This is a genomic window from Paenibacillus sonchi (assembly GCF_016772475.1).
Classification (GTDB): domain Bacteria; phylum Bacillota; class Bacilli; order Paenibacillales; family Paenibacillaceae; genus Paenibacillus_AQ; species Paenibacillus_AQ sonchi.
The window spans coordinates 824071-842309 of record NZ_CP068595.1 but is presented as its reverse complement, the minus strand read 5'-3'; the positions used below and the strand labels follow the sequence as shown (position 1 = coordinate 842309).

At 52.4% G+C, this 18239-nt stretch carries 18 protein-coding genes and 1 pseudogene; 14 read left to right on the top strand and 5 right to left on the bottom strand.

Features of this window, described 5'->3' with window-relative positions; all coding sequences use genetic code 11:
• The first annotated feature begins 19 nt into the window (after positions 1–19).
• From JI735_RS03820 to JI735_RS03805, 6 genes are all read left to right on the top strand, one after another.
• Positions 20–583, top strand: a complete 564-nt coding sequence (locus JI735_RS03820) for a GbsR/MarR family transcriptional regulator (RefSeq protein ID WP_039835129.1) — start codon at positions 20–22, stop codon at positions 581–583.
• Between the two features lie 818 nt (positions 584–1401).
• On the top strand, positions 1402–1527 hold the full coding sequence (locus tag JI735_RS36815; RefSeq protein WP_267919150.1) for a hypothetical protein: 126 nt from the start codon (positions 1402–1404) through the stop codon (positions 1525–1527).
• A 306-nt stretch (positions 1528–1833) separates the two neighbouring features.
• Positions 1834–2154 carry an Lrp/AsnC family transcriptional regulator gene (locus tag JI735_RS03815; protein WP_233476231.1) on the top strand — a complete coding sequence of 107 codons (321 nt, stop codon included), beginning with the start codon at positions 1834–1836 and terminating at the stop codon, positions 2152–2154.
• Complete coding sequence (locus JI735_RS35265) at positions 2145–2285, top strand: Lrp/AsnC ligand binding domain-containing protein (protein WP_233476230.1); 141 nt, start codon at positions 2145–2147, stop codon at positions 2283–2285. Before JI735_RS03815 ends, JI735_RS35265 begins: the two co-directional genes overlap by 10 nt.
• A 54-nt stretch (positions 2286–2339) precedes the next feature.
• Positions 2340–3287, top strand: a complete 948-nt coding sequence (locus JI735_RS03810) for an EamA family transporter (RefSeq protein WP_039835135.1) — start codon at positions 2340–2342, stop codon at positions 3285–3287.
• A gap of 122 nt (positions 3288–3409) precedes the next feature.
• Positions 3410–3949: an NADPH-dependent FMN reductase gene (locus tag JI735_RS03805; protein ID WP_020430965.1), complete on the top strand. Its 540-nt coding sequence runs from the start codon at positions 3410–3412 to the stop codon at positions 3947–3949.
• Between the two features lie 106 nt (positions 3950–4055).
• Here JI735_RS03805 and JI735_RS03800 read toward each other — a convergent pair whose 3' ends face one another.
• From JI735_RS03800 to JI735_RS03780, 5 genes are all read right to left on the bottom strand, one after another.
• Positions 4056–6251, bottom strand: a complete 2196-nt coding sequence (locus JI735_RS03800) for an alpha-galactosidase (protein WP_039835137.1) — start codon at positions 6249–6251, stop codon at positions 4056–4058.
• Between the two features lie 145 nt (positions 6252–6396).
• Complete coding sequence (locus JI735_RS03795) at positions 6397–8925, bottom strand: FtsX-like permease family protein (protein WP_039835138.1); 2529 nt, start codon at positions 8923–8925, stop codon at positions 6397–6399.
• Positions 8922–9623, bottom strand: a complete 702-nt coding sequence (locus tag JI735_RS03790) for an ABC transporter ATP-binding protein (protein ID WP_039835139.1) — start codon at positions 9621–9623, stop codon at positions 8922–8924. Before JI735_RS03790 ends, JI735_RS03795 begins: the two co-directional genes overlap by 4 nt.
• Positions 9624–9675: 52 nt before the next feature.
• A complete protein-coding gene (locus JI735_RS03785; RefSeq protein WP_202677076.1) occupies positions 9676–10749 on the bottom strand; it encodes a sensor histidine kinase in 1074 nt (357 codons plus the stop codon).
• Complete coding sequence (locus JI735_RS03780; protein WP_039835141.1) at positions 10746–11432, bottom strand: response regulator transcription factor; 687 nt, start codon at positions 11430–11432, stop codon at positions 10746–10748. Before JI735_RS03780 ends, JI735_RS03785 begins: the two co-directional genes overlap by 4 nt.
• A 298-nt stretch (positions 11433–11730) precedes the next feature.
• On the opposite strand from JI735_RS03780, the gene JI735_RS03775 reads away from it, so the two are divergent.
• The 8 genes and pseudogenes from JI735_RS03775 to JI735_RS03740 all read left to right on the top strand — a co-directional run bounded on the left by JI735_RS03775 (position 11731) and on the right by JI735_RS03740 (position 17788).
• Positions 11731–12033 carry an A22B family peptidase gene (locus JI735_RS03775; RefSeq protein ID WP_039835142.1) on the top strand — a complete coding sequence of 101 codons (303 nt, stop codon included), beginning with the start codon at positions 11731–11733 and terminating at the stop codon, positions 12031–12033.
• A gap of 46 nt (positions 12034–12079) precedes the next feature.
• The gene (locus JI735_RS03770) at positions 12080–12757 is read left to right on the top strand and encodes a PspA/IM30 family protein (protein WP_039835143.1); all 678 of its coding nucleotides are present in this window, start codon (positions 12080–12082) and stop codon (positions 12755–12757) included.
• Between the two features lie 4 nt (positions 12758–12761).
• The gene (locus tag JI735_RS03765; RefSeq protein WP_039835144.1) at positions 12762–13247 is read left to right on the top strand and encodes a PspC domain-containing protein; all 486 of its coding nucleotides are present in this window, start codon (positions 12762–12764) and stop codon (positions 13245–13247) included.
• A gap of 3 nt (positions 13248–13250) precedes the next feature.
• The gene (locus tag JI735_RS03760; RefSeq protein WP_020430982.1) at positions 13251–13955 is read left to right on the top strand and encodes a PspA/IM30 family protein; all 705 of its coding nucleotides are present in this window, start codon (positions 13251–13253) and stop codon (positions 13953–13955) included.
• A 426-nt stretch (positions 13956–14381) separates the two neighbouring features.
• Entirely contained in the window at positions 14382–15029 is a 648-nt protein-coding gene (liaF, locus tag JI735_RS03755; protein ID WP_039835145.1) for a cell wall-active antibiotics response protein LiaF, read from the top strand.
• A gap of 39 nt (positions 15030–15068) precedes the next feature.
• Positions 15069–16102: pseudogene (locus JI735_RS03750) on the top strand (sensor histidine kinase).
• Positions 16103–16116: 14 nt separating this feature from the next.
• Entirely contained in the window at positions 16117–16773 is a 657-nt protein-coding gene (locus JI735_RS03745; RefSeq protein ID WP_020430985.1) for a response regulator, read from the top strand.
• A 76-nt stretch (positions 16774–16849) separates the two neighbouring features.
• Positions 16850–17788 carry a YwmB family TATA-box binding protein gene (locus JI735_RS03740; RefSeq protein ID WP_039835148.1) on the top strand — a complete coding sequence of 313 codons (939 nt, stop codon included), beginning with the start codon at positions 16850–16852 and terminating at the stop codon, positions 17786–17788.
• Positions 17789–18239: the final 451 nt, after the last annotated feature.

Sequence of the window (18239 nt, the reverse complement as noted above, 5' to 3'; positions counted from 1 at the left end):
AAGAGTGAAGGTGCAGCGAATGAAACAGGCCGCATTTGGCGGGGACAACCAGCATTTATCACCCAGGGAGCAGCTGCTGCGTCCCATGATTGATGCGATAGCACAGACGATGGATCTGTATGGCGCCAATTATTCCTTTGGACAGCTCTACGGGATCATGTTCTTTGAGGACAAGCCGATGACGCTGGAGGAAATGAAGCAGGTCATGAATATGAGCAAAAGCAATATGAGCTACGGTGTCCGCTCCCTGATCGCTTCCCGGATGGTGACCAGGCTGGACGAGAAACGTGAGCGGAAAGAGCTGTATATTGCGGAGACGGATTTTTTTCAGGCATTCAAAAACTTCTTCAGCCTGAAGCTCCAGCGGGAAATCGATGTCATGCAGGAAGCGATGAGTACGGTGATGCCTGAGCTTCAGGCGCTGACCCAGGCGGCAGACACTCCCGAAGAGGAGCGGCAGGCCTGCCTGCGGGATCTGGACAAGCTCCAGCATGCGGTAGAATATTATGCCTGGCTGCAGCGGTTTGTGTCGGGCCTGGAGGAAGGGGAGTTCTTCGGCAGGCTTCCCGGCAGGGAAGGCTGAGCAGCAACTATGCAGCAAGTGGGGGGCAATTGTGCTATATAAACCGGGCTTAGTGGGCATCCCGGCCTGCGGGGGTTGAACAACGGCAAAACTGCCGTTGTTCCGTACAAAGCGGCTACGCCACCCTTCATACGACAACGTAGCCGTTTTGTTTAGCGTTGCCTGAAGGACCCTCCGTGAACCCTGCGGCAATTCCAGGTGGAAAAAGGTTAACTAATTTGCTCGACGCTGCCCGCGCCCCGCAGAGTAAGTGGAAAAAAGTAAACTAATCCAGCCCTTTCCGCCCCTGACGGACGAATATGGCCTGATTAAGTTTCCTTTTTCCACTTAATTCCCGCGAATGTTGATATATTGGGGAAATAGGTTCCCTTTTTCCAACATACGCTACCTCATCTGCTTCTTCGCAAGCATTTTCTAAAAAGAACAAATCCACCTTAGCGGGTGAATAAGACTTGTAGCTAACTTAAGACACACCATGCTGTATAACGTACAAGATTCTCGCCCATTCGGCTTGCGTGAGGCACATAATGCTGTACAACGTACAAGATTCTCGCCCATTCGGCTTGCGTAAGGCACACAATGCTGTACAACGTACAAGATTTTCGCCCATTCGGCTTGCGGAAGACACATAATACTGTACAACGTACAAGATTCTCGCCCATTCGGCTTGCGTAAGGCATACAATGCTGTACACGTGCAATTTCTCACCCCTTCTATTACTTAAGGCACATAACGTTGAACAACGTGCAAAATTCTCACCGGTTCAGCGTGCTTATTCCATTCAAGGTTGACCACGCAGAGTTCGCCCAGGACTCGCAGTGAGCACTTCAACTGGTCCCTTCATGATTCATCCGCGAAATGATCCGGACATGAGAGCCGTTGATATTGGTGCGGATCAGGCGATTCCCCTCGATTTACAAGTTAACCAGACTACAATCCGTTAAAAGGTGCAAATGCTCACCGTTCCAGCGCTGATTAGGGATTTGAGCAAACTTGTACTTTCCAGATCTCTTCTCAAGCAGTTCCCTAAGCAGGAATCACTTGCTGCCGGCTGCAAGGAGGGGGATTTTTTTGCGCGTGACAACAGCCTTACGAATCGTCATTTTCTGGCCCTGTCATAGCTTTGTGGGTAACGATAACGAAAATAAATGTTTGCAGTTATAACGATCCGATTGATTATAGGTATTAACTAAAACGATTAGTCATAAATGATAGGGATTATGCTATAATTTTGCCCGGGAGGCGTTCCTATGGATGAACTGGATATCAAAATTCTGAAGCTGCTTGAAGAGAATGGAAGACTGTCCCACGAGGAGATTGGCAAGCTGCTGCATATCTCACGGCCCACGGTGCATCAACGGGTCAGCAAACTGGAGAAAAACGGTGTGATTAAAGGATACAGGGGCATTGTGGACTGGGGGAAGCTGGATCAGAAAATTAAGGTCATGATCTCCGTGAAGGTTGTCAGCCAAAGCTTCCGGGAAGCGGCAGATCAAATCATCGGCATTCAAATCCCTGGTGTAAACATTCTGGAATGCCAGCGGATGGCGGGGAGTGGTGCATGCTGCTGAAAGTGAGAGTGGCTTCACCGGAGCAGCTTACCCTTTTGCTGGACGAAATTCTCCGGATTCCCCACATCAAGGAAACCTCGACGACCTTTATTTTATCTACTATATATGAAGATGGAATGAAGGGAATATAGGAGGCCAAACAATTTATGCAGGTACATATTTATTTACGGAGAGGGTGGTAGTGCATGAAGCAGAAGGCCGGGGCGAATCCGGTGTACGTGATTGGCATAGCGCTGGTGTCTGTTTATTTATTTTGGGGAGGCACTTATGTCGGCATGAAGGTTGCGATTGAGACGATGCCGCCTTTTCTGATGGCCGGAATCCGTTTTTTTGTGGCTGGAGCTGTACTCTATGTCATTTCCAGATTAAGCGGGGCTAAGCGTCCGGCAGGACGCGAGTGGCGGTCTTCGGCCATCGTCGGCGCGCTGCTGCTGCTTGGCGGGAACGGACTGGTGGCCTGGTCGGAGCAAGGGGTCTCTTCATCGATTGCTTCCCTGATTGTCGCTGCCGTTCCCGTCTGGATGATGCTGTTCGGCTGGCTTAGCCGCAGCGGCAAACGTCCAACCACCGGCGTTATCGCCGGCATTGTGCTTGGACTGCTGGGCATTGCCGTTCTGGTCTTCCAGCCGGGACATCAAGACAATGGGACCGCTACAGACCTGACCGGCATTATTACTCTGCTGGCAGCTTCCCTCAGTTGGGCGGCAGGGTCCATGTACTCGCGCAGCGCCCGGATGCCGGATTCTCCACTGATGTCAACGGCTGCGCAAATGCTGACAGGTGGCGTGCTGCTGCTGATTTTCTCCTATTTTACCGGCGACTGGTCCAAGCTGGACATTCCGTCGATTTCCCTCCGTTCGTATACCGCTCTGGGTTATCTGATCGTCTTCGGCTCGATCATAGGCTATACCGCCTACATCTGGCTGCTCAAAAACGCCGATGCTGCCCTGGTTTCAACCTATGCGTTCGTGAATCCGGTAGTCGCCGTATTCTTCGGCTGGCTGCTCGCAGGCGAACGGCTCACTGTCAATACGTTGACCGCTGCCGTGATCATTATCGCTTCTGTGGTGCTGGTTACTGTTTTCCGCAGCCGGGCGGTACCGTCAGCAAAGATGATGGAACAGGGCAGGTGAACATGAAAAGCAAAAGCCCGCTGCGCAGCTCCCTGCCAAAGCAATAATCAGGATAAACTAATCCTTCGAAGTATATAATGGAAGTAAGATTGAGAATACATTATTTTTGAGGAGGATCAATCATGTCTGCATTGAATATTGGTATTATTCTGGGAAGCACACGCCAGGGCCGTTTAAGCCCGCAGGTGGGCGAATGGGTAAAAGGCATTGCCGACCAGCGCGGCGACGCCAATTATGAAATTGTGGATATTGCGGATTTCAAGCTTCCATTACTGGGCGAAGCGGATGCTTCGGAACAAGCCGGACGTTGGAATGACAAGCTGAATGCACTGGATGGCTTCGTTTTTATCGTAGCGGAGTACAATCACAGCATTACCGGCGCGCTGAAGAACGCTCTGGATTATGCCCGGGAAGCATGGAACAATAAAGCTGCAGGGATTGTAAGCTATGGCTCCGTCGGAGGCGCCCGCGCGGCTGAACATCTGCGCGGCATTCTGGGCGAGCTGTCTATCGCGGATGTCCGTATCCATCCGGCGTTATCCCTTTTCACTGACTTTGAGAACGGACAGACCTTTAAGCCGGCGGAGCTTCACCTTACGAACGTAAACGGCATGCTGGATCAGGTCGTTGCCTGGAGCGGTGCGCTGAAGACACTCCGCTGAGGAACCTGTGTGATATACCAAACATCCCTTACCTCCAGGCGGTCCTGGGGTGAGGGATGTTTGGCTTTTTATACGTATTTTCCGTCTACATAATCTGAACGTAAGCTTACTGTTTATCCACCGCCACAAAATGCAGCAGCTTGCTCTGGAAGTCACCGTGCAGCTCCGGCAGGAGCAGTCCGGCATACATCAGCCGGTCGCCGCCGTATACAGCGCCGGTTTCTTTGAGGACGTAGTCCTTCTCCGGGTCCAGCCCCTGAAGGCGGAGGCGCGGGCGGCTCATATTCGGTCCGGCCAGCACACGGAAGTAGCCGGCCAGTGCCTCGGAACGGTCCGCATCGACGAACATCCAGGCCGTTTCATTGCCTTCAAACGGCGAGAGCAGGCGGTACATATCGCCCTGCTGGACGAGGGAACGGATGTCCTTGTAGAAGGCTACCTGGGCAGCCGCTTCCGCCTGTTCCTCCGGTGTGAAGAGGGTCAGATCCAGCTCGTAGCCGAAGTTGCCGGACATGGCCACGTCGCCGCGCATGGAGAGCGAGGTGCTGCGGTGCACCTGGTGGTTCGGCACTGCCGAGATATGGGAGCCCATGCTGCTTGCCGGATAGACGATGCTGGTGCCGTACTGGATTTTGAGGCGTTCCACGGCATCGGTATCATCGCTGGTCCAGGTCTGCGGCATGTAATGAAGAATGCCGGGATCGAATCTGCCGCCGCCGCCGGAGCAGCTTTCGAACAGCACATGCGGGAATTTGGAGGTGATTTCCTCCATGACCCGGTACAGCCCCAGCATGTAGCGGTGGGCTGTTTCTCCCTGGCGTTCCGGCGGCAGGGCAGCAGAGCCGATCTCGGTCATATGCCGGTTCATATCCCATTTGACATAGGTGATCGGTGCCGATGCCAGTACGCTGCTAACGGAATCGATGATATAGTCGCATACCTCCGGGCGCGACAGATCCAGAATCAGCTGGTTGCGGGCCTGGCTGCGTCTGCGGTCCGGCACATGCAGGCACCAGTCGGGATGGGCGCGGTACAGCTCGCTGTCCGGCGACACCATCTCCGGTTCGAACCAGAGGCCGAACTGCATGCCGAGCCGTCTGACCCGTTCCACCAGATCAGGCAGGCCCTGCGGCAGCTTGCGGGTATCCACGAACCAGTCGCCCAGCGAAGTGGTGTCGTCATCGCGGCGGCCGAACCAGCCGTCGTCAAGCACGAACAGCTCGATGCCCAGCGCCTTGCCGGCACGGGCGATATCTTCGATTTTGTCGGCATCGAAGTTGAAGTAGGTAGCTTCCCAGTTGTTGATCAGCACCGGGCGGGGCTCGTCGCGGTATAGTCCTCTTGCCAGCCGGGTCCGGTACAGCCGGTGATAGATCCGGGACATGCCGCCGATGCCCTGGTCCGAATAGACCAGTACCGCTTCGGGGGTCTGGAAGCTCTCGCCGGGCGCAAGCAGCCAGCGGAAGCCGAACGGATTGATGCCCATCGTTACGCGTGTAGTTCCGTATTGGTCCACATCGGCGTTCGCACTGAAGCTGCCGCTGTAGACCAGGCTGAAGCCGTAAGCCTCTCCGCTGTCTTCCACGGTCTGCGGGGCCAGAAGGGCCAGGAACGGATTCTGCTGATGGCTGCTGGCCCCGCGCTTGCTGTCAATGCCCTGCCGTCCATTGTGCAGGGGAGCACGGACGAGATGGCGTTCGCGGGCCCAGGACCCGGACAACTGAATCAGCTCGTAGTTGGCATGCGGAAAGTCCAGGGCAACCGACAAGGCACGGTTCAGCTTCAGCGGACCGCTGCCCGTATTGGTCAGCCGTGCCGAGCGGATAACAGCATCGAAACCGCTCATTACGGTGTAGGACAGCTCAGCGCGCAGACCTGCTGTGGCATCTTCCAGCACCAGCTGCAGGGTTTCGGCCTCATCGCCGCTTTCGGCATATACGGCAGGGAGCCCTTCCAGTGCCGGTTTGCCCTTAAGAATGCTATGGGTTACATAAGTAAGTTCGGCTACGGATGTGCCATTCAGCAGCTCGGCCTCATAAGCAGGCTCCCGGAAGTCCCCTGAGCCATACCCCGGATATTCCTGGGGAAGTGTATCCAGGGAGAACGCAGGCTCCTTGGGGTCAACAGTACTGCTGAAGCCCATAGCCCCGGGACCGTACAGGTCGGATATGGCGGAGCCGCGGATTTTCCGGCCCCAGTGCAGATGCACGGGATAGGAGCCGCGGGCAAGGCCGAATACATAGCTTGTATTTGTCGTTTGCAGATGAAAAATCTGTTGCTCGGCATCATAAATAATGGACAAGGAAACAACCTCCTAGAATATGCAGTGAAAGCGTAAAATGGAGAGACAGCTTCATTATAAGTCCGTTTTGCGGCCAAGCGTATGGAGAAAAGCAGAGTCCATATGGACGAATGTCGTTAATTTTGCAAGATGAAGAAGCTAATGGCTATTCCGTTTGCCGCAATCTTTCTACAATTGTGTCCTTGCTCAGCATTCTGTAGGAGGATAAGGTGACTGTATACGCAATAGCAGCCAGGACCGGAACGGCCAGAATGAAAGGCAGCCAGCCCATATGGAAGACGGTAAAGGCCATGCTGTCCGCGATACTTTTGGAAATACTGTAAGTCAGAAATACGCCTAACGTGGAGGTGATGGACACTGTTAAAAGGACATTGAACAGCCCTTCATACACCAGAACTTTTTTCAGCTGCCGCTTGGTCATGCCGATGCTCTCCAGCAGTGCAAATTCATTCCTTCGGGCAATGACTCCGGTAATCACTGTATTGATATAATTAAGGACACCGATCAGCGCAATGACAAAGCTGAGGCCGTAGCCTACCGTCTGGAAAATGCGGATGAACCCGCCAAGCTCCTGCCTGTAATCTTCCCTGGATTTGAAGACGAGTTCGTCGCTTGAAGCCGCCAGGGATTTGGCGGTCTGCATAGCACTGTCCAGCTTAGCCGGATCGGCGTGAAGCGTGGCCGACAGAGCCATAGGCGGACCGCTTCCGGCAGGCAGCTCCCTTGTCAGTTCTAAGGAGGGCAAGAAGGCTTTGTAACCATAGGCCGAGTAGGATTGAGTAGTTGCAGCATATAGAGCATTATAATTTAAGACGGCCATGACCTCATAACTCTTTCCAAGACCCTTATACTCAATATGGTCACCCGGATGGTAATAAGATTGGTAATTATCCTCTGACAACTTGGTTTCAGTCACCAGCACATAATTTCCAGAGGCAAATTTCTGTGGATCGAAGCTGCCTTCAAGGACATCTTTCTGCACCAGGTCATACCAGCCGGCATCAATGCCGTACAGATCGAGCTGAATGGAGTTATTATTAAGAACCCATTTAAGAGCCGGTTCAAGTGGAGCAGTCTCAACCATTGGCTTCAGTGCTGCGCGTATCGTATCATCTATAGTGTAGTTTTCAAATTTAAAATAGACACTGTCCACCCTTTCGACTCCATCAATCTTGCCGAGCGCGTCTATGAAAGGCCCCGAAAGCTTATAGGGATCACCGGACTGCTCGCCTGCGGACAGCACGATCGCCTTATTGCGGATGACCATGTCTCCAGATAAAAACGTGCTCAGGTACTTATTGACATCCAGTGAAGAAATGACGGTAAAAATAATGCTGAACAAGATCATGCTTAAGGAGAGCGAGGTTAGCATAAGGAACAGCTTCTTTTTATTGCGGAAGAGGTTGGCGAATGCCATGCCGTACAGCTTTGCTCCGCGTTTCGAACGTTTATTTACCTTGTGCTTTGCGCTTACGCCTGCGAACCTCACGGCCTCCACAGGAGCAATCCGCGCGGCCATCCGGCCCGGCTTGCTTGCGGCGATCCAAACCGTCAGGTAGGCGAAAACGGCTCCCCCGATAAAGATCCACGGACTATTGGAATAGGAGGTTTCAACAGGCCCGTCTGAAAGGGAGCCCAGCAGTGGAGACAACAACCGGCCAATTCCGTAACCAAAACCGAGCCCGAAGGGGAGGCCGGCCAGATACAGCAGTTGAGACTGGATGGTGATGATTTTCTTGAGCTGTCTCGGCGTAGTTCCGATGGCTTTTAGCAAGCCGTAAAATTTGACATCCCGTACGACCGAGATATAAAAAATATTATAAATCAGCAAATACCCGCTCAGCATAATGATAAGGATGACAGTCAGATAAGGGACCATTTTGATGATATTGTCCGAGAGAGACGAAGTGGTATAGGCCCAGTTGATCCCGATCGGCACATCCAGACCGGTATCCGCGAGCACTTTGTCCAGTTTCTTTTCAATATCCACGGCATTGCTGAACATTACGCTCAGCTCTGTGGTGTTCACGTAGGAACCGCTGGCTTTGGACTTTACCGGATCAATAGAGGACAGGTTCTTTTGCACCCAAGCCTCAGAGACGAAGGCGAGTCCTGCAATCGACAAGTTTTTGTCCGCCTCATAATACCCCGACACAATTAAATCCTGCCGAACCACACGCTCCCCGATATCAATATCCAGAGTGGCCTTCTGGCCCAGCACATGCGGGATGCCGAGCTTATCCATCACCCAGGTGTTCAGCACAACCTCATTTTCTGCGGCAGGCAGCCCGCCTTCAATAAAGTTAACAAAACTGTGCCTGGCGTAAGATTCGTCGATCTGCTTAACTTCTACCTGATTGTCTTTGAACACCTCATTCCGCAAGTCGCCTGCATTCAGTGAAACGCCGTATTCCCGTATGGAGGAATGTTTCTTCAGCGTTTCCGCCTGTGCCGGGGTAAGATATTTGAAGCCTCCGTGAAAATCGGAGCCTACGGTTTTCATCTGGGTTAATTCCATCGATTTGTTAAGGCTTAGAACCATTGTGAAAATGGAAGTGATGAGCAGGGTCGTCAGGATGACAGCGCAGATTACAGCCACATTGCGCATCGGACTGGCCTTCAAGCTTTTCAGGGAGAGACGGGTCACAATCTTGCGGTTGTTTGTGCTGATCATAGCGGATTTGCTCCGCTGGAGGCAGTGCTGCCCGAAACAATGTGTCCGTCTTCAATACGAATAATGCGGTCGGCGGTCTGGGCGATAGACTCGTTGTGGGTGATCATAACGATGGTCTGATTGAATTTCTCACTCATCTGCTTCAGCAGAATCAGCACCTCCTGGCTGGTTTTGCTGTCGAGATTGCCTGTAGGCTCGTCCGCCAGAATAATAGAAGGTTTGGTAGCCAGGGCTCTGGCAATAGCCACGCGCTGCTGCTGGCCGCCGGAGAGATTGGAAGGCAGATTGTGGATCTTCTCCTGAAGGCCCAAGGCGCGGATCACCTCGTCCAGATACGCCTGATCGATTCTGCCGCCGTCGAGCTCTATGGGAAGCAATATGTTTTCGAGCACATTCAGGATCGGGACAAGATTATAGCTCTGAAAGATAAATCCGACCGACCGGCGTCTGAAAATCGTCAATTTCTCATCGCTCATCGCAAAAATATCGTTCCCGTCTACTATAACCTTGCCTGCCGTAGCCCGGTCCAGGCCGCCCAGCATATGCAGCAAGGTGCTTTTTCCGCTGCCGCTGGTGCCGACAATGGCCAGAAATTCCCCTTTCTCCACAGATAGCGAGACATCGTCCAGTGCTTTTACCGTCGTCTGCGGATCTTTTCCGTAGTATTTCTTCAGATGTTCGATTTTCAAAATAGGCATGGGTAGGTCATTCCTCCATCTCTTTGGTTGTTCCTTAAGATACCAGACCATTCTAACCGGGTTGTGTCTGAAATCTGTCGGTATTGACACATTTAGATTTGGGGAGAAAAATCGAGAGCTTCGTTCCTTTATCTACCTCGGATGCCGCCGTAATAAAACCTCCCTGGATGCTGATAATTTTCTGCGTTAAATAAAGCCCGATCCCGATGCCTTCGTAATCCCTGGCGCTACATCCCCGGTAAAACCGCTTGAAGATATGCCTAAGCTCCTCCTTCTGAATCCCTATTCCCGTATCGGAAACATCAATCCGTGTAAACATCTCATTGCTTTCGGCTGAAATCCTGATGGTGCCGCCTGCTTCTGTATACTTGACTGCATTCTCCAGCAGGTTGAACAGTGCTTCGCTTGTCCACTTATGATCGTGGCGGGCTTTCGTCAGCGGATCGCATTTAATCTGAATGCCGATTCCTTTGCTCTCTGCACGGGTGTAAATATGCGATACGGCCCGGGTAATTGTCTCAATTACGGGACTGGCAGTGCTTTGCAGCGTGATCATGCCCGCTTCCAGTCTCGACAGTTTGACCAGAGAGGTAATCAGCCATTCGAGCTTTTCCGATTGCGATTCTATCTCGTTCAGCAGAAGCCGGGTATTGCCGCTGAGTTCCGGCGTTTCGGCAAGCAATTGGCTGTACATCATGATACTGGAGAGAGGGGTTTTGGTCTGATGGGAGATATCGGAGATCAGCTCTTTGATGGTGTTCTTTTCGGTTTCCAGATTCTGCTCATTCGCTTTGTTGATCTCAATGTAGCGCCATAACTTATGCTCCAGGGAGGAGAGGCTGGTCTCGTCGAAATGGGTCATTTTCTCCCGCCCATGAATCGCCCGGTCCACCATTTCATCAACAGAATCCATGAAGCTTGTAATTTGCCGCCGCAGTGTCCAGTTCCTTACGCCTCCCAGGAGCAGCATGCAGGACACGAAGAGGACTGTCAGTTCCAAGAGTGCCGGGTGTTCCCCTTCCAGAAAGGAGACTGTACCGGCATAACCTGATACCAGGAGCAAAAAGATTACTGAAAAAACGAGGTTGTACCGTTTGAAGCTGCGGACATATTTACTGCTGGTCATAGATTTGGCCTCTCCGCCCACATATACCCCAGGCCATAGACTGTTTTTATGTATTTCGGAGCCGCAGGCTCATCCTCAATCTTGGTACGCAGACGTTTGACGGCAACTGTCAGGGCGTTCTCATCCACAAACTCCGCCTCCTGCATCCAGATCCTGTCGATTAATTGTTCTCTGGTTAAAATCGTACCGGGGTTCGCCACCAGAATTTTCAGCAGCTTCAGTTCGGTTTTGCTAAGGATGAGTTGTTCCGTATTTTTATAAAATTCCAGTTTTCCAAAATCAAAGCTTAAAGGACCGAGTGTTATTTTGTCCTCGCCGCGGGAGGCGGTTCGTTTGAGGACGGCCATAACCCTGGCCCGGAGGACCATCAGGCTGAAAGGTTTCGTAATGTAGTCATCGCCCCCAAGCTCAAACCCTGTAACGATATCCGGTTCCATATCATTCGCAGTCAAAAAGATAATCGGCACCTGGGAGGTTCTGCGGATCTTCTCGCAGTAGTCCAGTCCGCTTCCGTCGGGAAGATGGATATCCAGGATGATAAGATCAATCTTATTAGAAGAGAGGATTTGCTCCGCTGAGGTGATATCATAGGCTTGCTGTATAGCCAGATCATTCTGGGCAAGGGTCAGGGCGATGCCTTTATTGAGACTGCGGTCGTCCTCTACGATCAATAGCGTTTTCATAGGTTATGCTCCTTTGTTCAGCCGCATGTTGCTGGAGTCCGATTAAGGGGTGTTTAAAGATGAGGCCTCTTTACTTCCATAATTATGTACAACGGTGAAGTATTACGCAAACTGAAAGTTGACAGTGCGGAGAGTAATGTGAAACTCCTGCCTAACGTAAGCCCGGTAGCCTGCAGTCCCATAGCCTCCCCGACTAAGGTCCAGTACACAAAACCGTCCCCGGTCTGTTTTAGAAGTCTGCGGATTGCCCTAGAATAAGGCTATAAGGTTCAAGGTTAACGAAAGGCGGTGAGAAAAAATGCAAAGAAGACAAGGTAACGGACTTGCGATTGTTCTGATCGTGCTTGGAGCGATTATGCTGATGGGGATTGCCCTTCCGCTGATCCATGGAATGTTCAGAATTTTGTTCCCGGTATTGCTGGTTGTTCTCGGGTACTACGGAATTAAAAGCGGACGCAAGATTATCGGCTGGGTGGTAATGTTCATCGGTGTCATGTCCCTGATCGCCAAGCTTGCCTGGATCATCGGACCGCTGCTCGGTATCGCGCTGGTGGTTTGGGGCATCTCGGTGCTGAAGGGCAGAAGAAATGGAACATATTAAGCATCTGAAGATTACTTAATAAGAAGCAGGGAGGGAGCAGGAAATCATGAGTGTTTTTCGCCGCATGAGGGATATTACCGTAGCTAACTTGAATGAACGACTGGAACAAAGCCAGGACCCGGTGAAGCTGATCGATCAATTTCTACATTCAACCCGTGAGGAAATCACCGAAGCTGAGCGGTTGTACCAGCAATATGCAGCCCATACGAAGCAATTGCAGCAGCAGGTCAATCAGGCGACAGCCATGAAGAACAAACGTGAAGAGCAGGCACTGCTGGCGCTGAAGGCGGGCGAGGATCATCTGGCCAAGCTGGCGCTGCAGGAGAAGATCATTCACGAGGAAAAGCTGGAGCAGTACAGCGGACTGCTGGAGCAGAGCCAGCAATCACTTTTTGAGCTTGAGAGCCAACTCAACGAGCTGAAAATGGAGTATCAGACGGTCTACAGCAAACGCCAGTATTATGCAGCACGGATGGAGTCGCTGCGGCTGCAGCAGCGCATGAACCAAAGAGCCACAGCTTATGGCAATGGCAGTGATGTTCCCAAGATGTTCGGCCGGCTGGAAGACCGGATGAGCGATTGGGAGCTGGAGGCGAAGAGCCTGCGCGATTTGCGCCGCATGGGGCAGGAATACGCTATTCAGGCTGGAGAAACCGTGGCGACTGTACTCGAAAGAGAGATGGCCCGCCTGAAGGAGAAGCTGAACAACGATGGAAAGGAGTAGTTCTATGACCCGATTGTATCGTTCAACCCGAGACAAGGTGATGACAGGGCTGGCAGGTGGATTGTCCGAGACGCTCGGCATCGACTCCACGCTGTTCCGGATTCTGCTGCTGGTCAGCATTCCTTTTACCGGCGGAACCACCATTCTGGTGTACTTCATCGCAGCGTTTATTATTCCCAAGGAGCCGACCCAGTATAATCCTTTCGGACCTGGGCCCGGCGCACCGGGGGGCCCTTATGGCGGCCCATACGCAGGCAGACCTGAGCATGGACGCGGACCGCAAGGACCTTATGGTCCTCAAGGACAAGGCGGCTACGGCCCTTACGGCAGCCAGCCGGGCTACAACCCCGGTTATGACAAAGCGGGAGCTTATTCGGCACAAGACTCCGGTATTGATGCCATGATGAAGGACATTGAGAAGAAGGCATTGCAAAAAGAAGTAGAAGAACTCAAACAAAAACTTTCTAAATACGAGAAGGGAGAAGTGTAAATTATGGGAGTATTTCAACGGATTAAGGATATGACAAAGGCGTCGGTAAATGACTTGCTGGATAAGGTAGAGGACCCAATCGTAATGCTGAACCAATATCTGCGCGATATGGAGGCTGAAATTCACGAAGCTGAGGTAACCGTAGCGAAGCAGATGGCCAATGAGCGCCGCATGAAGCAGCGTGTTGAGGAAGCGGCAAAAGTATCCGGACAACGTGCCGCTCAAGCTGAACTGGCACTGAAGAATGGCCAGGAGGAAGTTACCCGCAAGCTGCTGGAAGAAAAAATCTACTTTGACCAGAAGCATGCCGAATACAGCGAGCTTCACGCTCAGGCAGAGGTTCAAGCTAAGGAACTGGTGCAGCAGCTTCATGATATGAAGGATGAATTCTACAAGCTGCGCAACAAACGCAACGAGCTGGTATCCCGTGCGCAAATGGCCAAGGCCAAAAAGCAAATGTCGCAAATCAGCAGTGTTCATGCCATCGAGAGCGGCAGCGCGTCCCTGGGATTCCACCGCATGGAAGAAAAAATCATGCAGCTTGAAGCAGAAGCAGATGTGCTGCGTGCACCTTACAGCCCTTCGGCAACAGCATACAGCAAACCGGTTGATGCCGAAAAGCAGCTGAAAGTGGAAGAACAGCTCGCCGCACTGAAGAGCAAGCTGAACACTACTCCATCTTCTCCTTCATTGGATAAAAAAGAGTAATAAAGCCTGTTCCTAAACAATAGGCAGATATGATATGCTGATCAAGGTAAAGCCATACGGTATGGATCTTCCATACCGGTATGGCTTTTATAGCGGGATGCGGGCAACGCTGCAGAACCTTATGAACCCTGCAATTCAATGTTAGGTTGAACCACAGATAGACCCCATCTAGCTTTAAGGCATCCTAACTAATTGTATTTTCTGCAGTTAAAAGGGTGGGGAACCCCGTGCTTTTAACGTTAGATGTATTTTGTGCAGTTAAAATTGGCTAAAGTCGCTTATTTACTGAATTGCAGTCTTTTTAAGTGTAGAGAGTACAATTAGCTTGGCTTTTGAGCAAATTTGGGACTTTTTAATGGTAGGAAATACAGTTATAACATGCTTACGAAGAGAGTTTTGCTCCGCAAAACATATAGGAGGTGCGAAATGGATAAACGGAACCGTATGATTGCCATTGGACTGATCGGCGTCGGCTGCTTAATGATATTTGGCAGATGGCTCGGATTTTTCTCCATTGTCGCGCTTCTGTTCCTGCTGCTCGGGATTTACCGGACAACGTCGGGCAAGGTCAAGCAGGGGTATAAGCTCCTGGGGGTTGGGGCCGTGCTGCTGATGCTGGATCATCTGCTGCTGGTGCTCGGAATTTGCCTGATCTCTCTGGGGATGTTTTTTGTGAAATCCAGACGGATGCAGCGCAGGGGCGGGTTTATGCAGAAGCAAAGCTTCTCGTCCAGATTTGACTGGGATCTGTCACCTTGGGTCATGCGCAGCCTGAGTGCCTGGCATGTGCTGGGGGAGGCAGATATTGATTTGTCGCTGGCAATGGCAGAGGACCGGGAGACGGTGATGCTGTTCCAGGGGATTTTTGGCGACACGGATATTCATCTGTCCGAGGATTACGGGGTGGAGATCGAGGCTTTCGTGCTGTTCGGCTCTATTGAGTTCGGCAGCCACCGCGATACGGGTATGCTGAACCGGTTGAACTGGAAGTCGGCTAACTACGACAGCTGTGAGCAGAAAGTGAAATTTAATATTTCTTATCTAATGGGTGACCTGGATGTGCGGGCAGACTAAGCGGCCCTGACACTTAACCAAGAAGGAGAGCTTCCCGGCATGGGCAAAAAAAGCAGCAATATGGTTACGCGCAGCATGGGTGAGGGGGCTCTGTTCTCTTTGGTCATGCTGCTCGTTATCCTGTACATTATGTATACATATGGATATTTGCAGCCGTTTGAGGATTGGAAAATCGGCGTAAGAACAGCGGTGACGCTAATTCTGCTGCCTGTGGTGTTCGGTATTGTTTTTGGCTTCTACCAGGGGTTTCGCACCAAACGGAAGCTGGAGCGGCTGCGGGCTACCCTGGTGGCCTGGGAAAAGGAAATCTGACTCCGGCTATGCCGGATCTTGGCAATGATGAGCTGGGCAGGCTCAGCGGGCAGCTCAGCCGGATCAGCGGCAAATGGGAGAACCAGGTGAACACGCTGCAGCGGCTCTCCACCAACAATGCCAAGCTGGCCGAGCAGGCCCGTGTATCCGCAATTATGGAAGAACGGCAGCGGTTGGCCCGGGAACTGCACGATGCCGTGTCCCAGCAGCTGTTCGCCATCTCCATGACAGCAACAGCGGTAGGACGGACCCTGGAAAAGGATTTTGACAAGGCACAGCGGCAAATTGCGCTGATTGAAGAGATGTCGGCCGTTGCCCAGTCCGAGATGCGCGCGCTGCTGCTGCACCTGCGTCCGGTCTATCTGGAGGGGAAAGGGCTGCGGGAGGGACTTCAGGAGCTGATCAAGGAGCTGGAGATCAAGATTCCGATCGACATCGTATTCGAAATGGACCCGGATGTGCAGCTGATGAAGGGTGTGGAGAATCACTTGTTCCGCATCGTGCAGGAAGCAATCTCCAACACACTCCGCCACGCCAAGGCGGAGAAGATGGAGATCCGGCTGCACCGCCGGGGCGATACCGTCCGGCTCACCCTGCGGGATGACGGGGTCGGCTTCGAGATGGATGAGAGCAAGCAGACATCCTACGGCCTGTCGAATATGCAGGAGCGGATTAACGAGACCGGGGGCTCGATCCAGTTCATTACCGCTCCGGGTAAAGGCATGCGGATCGAGATTACTGTACCATTAGTCAACGAATAGGAGGCAAGGGTGCCATGGAGATGGAGGAAGCAATTAAAGTACTGCTTGTAGACGATCACGAAATGGTCCGGATTGGTCTTGCCGCGGTGCTTGGCACCGAGGATGGAATAGAAGTGGTGGGCGAAGCCGGAAGCGGAGAAGAAGGCATCCGGCTTGCCCAGGAATACAACCCAGATGTGGTCCTGATGGATCTGGTGATGGATGGCATGGACGGGATTGAAACAACGAGGCAGCTTCTGAAGCTGTACCCGGACTGCAAAGTCATTGTGCTGACCAGCTATCTGGACGATGAGAAAATGTATCCGGTGATTGAGGCCGGCGCATTCAGCTATCTGCTGAAGACCTCGCGGGCCAGCGAAGTGGCGGATGCAATCCGTGCAGCCGCAAGAGGCCAGTCCGTGCTGGAGTCGCAGGTCGCCTCCAAAATGATGAACCGCTTCCGCTCCAATGCCAAGAGCAGTGAAGCGCCAGCCTACAAGGAGCTTACCGAACGCGAGATGGAAGTGCTCAAGCTGCTGGCTCAGGGCAGATCCAATCAGGATATTGCTGACCAGCTGATCATCGGCATTAAGACTGTGAAATTCCATGTGACGAATATTCTCGCCAAGCTGGGTGTGGAGGATCGCACCCAGGCGGCTATTTATGCCTATAAAAACGGACTTGCAGAATAGCTGCTAGGTATATAATCTTTCTTCCTGGTTATCCTGTTTAGTAGATTACTAGACCGGATAGAGAGGAAGATGGAAGATGGGGAACAGAGGAACAAGCAGAGGTGCAGGCAAAGGAGCAATCCTGCTGATAGGGCTCGGCATAGCGGCGGCGCTTATGGCCGGGTTCCGCAGCCCGGAGGGAGCCGGTTCCTCCGTACAACTGTCGTCTGCGGTTGAGGGACATACAGGCTCAGGTTCAGCCGTTCATCCGGTCTTTCTCCAGGCAGCTTCCTCCCACCTGGTTCAGGCACAAGTCCGCCCCTCTTCCGCCGCAGCCCACGAAGCTTCATCCCCGGCGGGGTCTGAGGATGAAGGCCTTGTTGGTTCCCTCTCAATGCTAACTGCACTTGGCCGTGCAGCCACTCTGCCGGATTCCCCGCTCCGGCTCGTATTGAAGTGGCAAGGTGAAACCAGCGGTGCATCCGGTGCATCCGCTGGAGCTGCGGCAGAGCGCCTTGCCGGAAAGCTCGGGCTTGGGCCGGTCCGCACGTCAGACGAAGACGGGCATATGACCTCCCGCGCAGCTGCAGCTCTCGCCGGGGCGAAGGTCTCGCTGTTCTGGAGCGAGCTGGGAGGCGGACGCAGCTATGTGATCGTAACCTTCGAGACGGCAGATCTGCGGCAGACGCCGGAGCTTCCGGCCGCTGCGGCGTCTGCCGGGCAGAAGCTGCTGCAAGCCGGAATTGCAGCGGAGTGGAACGCCTCGCTGCAGGGTGCCGCGAAGGAGCAGGGCGGCGCGGGGGATGCACTATTTTCCATAGAGCAATCGCTCCAGGAGCAGCTCCCCGGTATGAACCCGGAAGAAAGCTACGAAGATAACACTACATACAGCCGCTCCTACAGTGTGCCAGGGCTTGAACGCACAGTCCGCAGCGGCAGCCATGCCCTTGCTCTCCAGCTTGCGGTTCATACGAACGGGAACAATAATGCCAACCGGGTAACGATAGGGTTGCCTTTGATCACTATTGAATATTGAGCATGTATATACAAGCGGATGGGTTCTTGCAGAAGGTATGCCAGATTTAATTTTCAGATAAGCCGTTGCGCGGATTTAATCTCTGTGGACGGTTTTTTGTTGTGCTTGCAATGTGAATGGATGAAAGTTAGGCGTACCGTGATGTGATATTAGAGGTTAGGGCGGGCATCCCGGTCAAAAACTCTACACGCAGGCACCGCGTTGCGGAGCCTCTGGCATGAGGTTATAATATGTGTGTGAATGGCAGGCTTCATAGTCCTATAAGCGGGAGTGCATAACCAGATAAGAAAGAGTAATGGAAATTTGCGAAATCCCGAGAAAAACTGTCAGGAATGTGATAGCATCCTATCCACGGATATGATAAAATGACATCACGCCGTCGTACGTTTTTTATGAACTGTTTGGCGTTGAGAATGATTGTCAACTATATTACATACAGAGAGATGAGGAG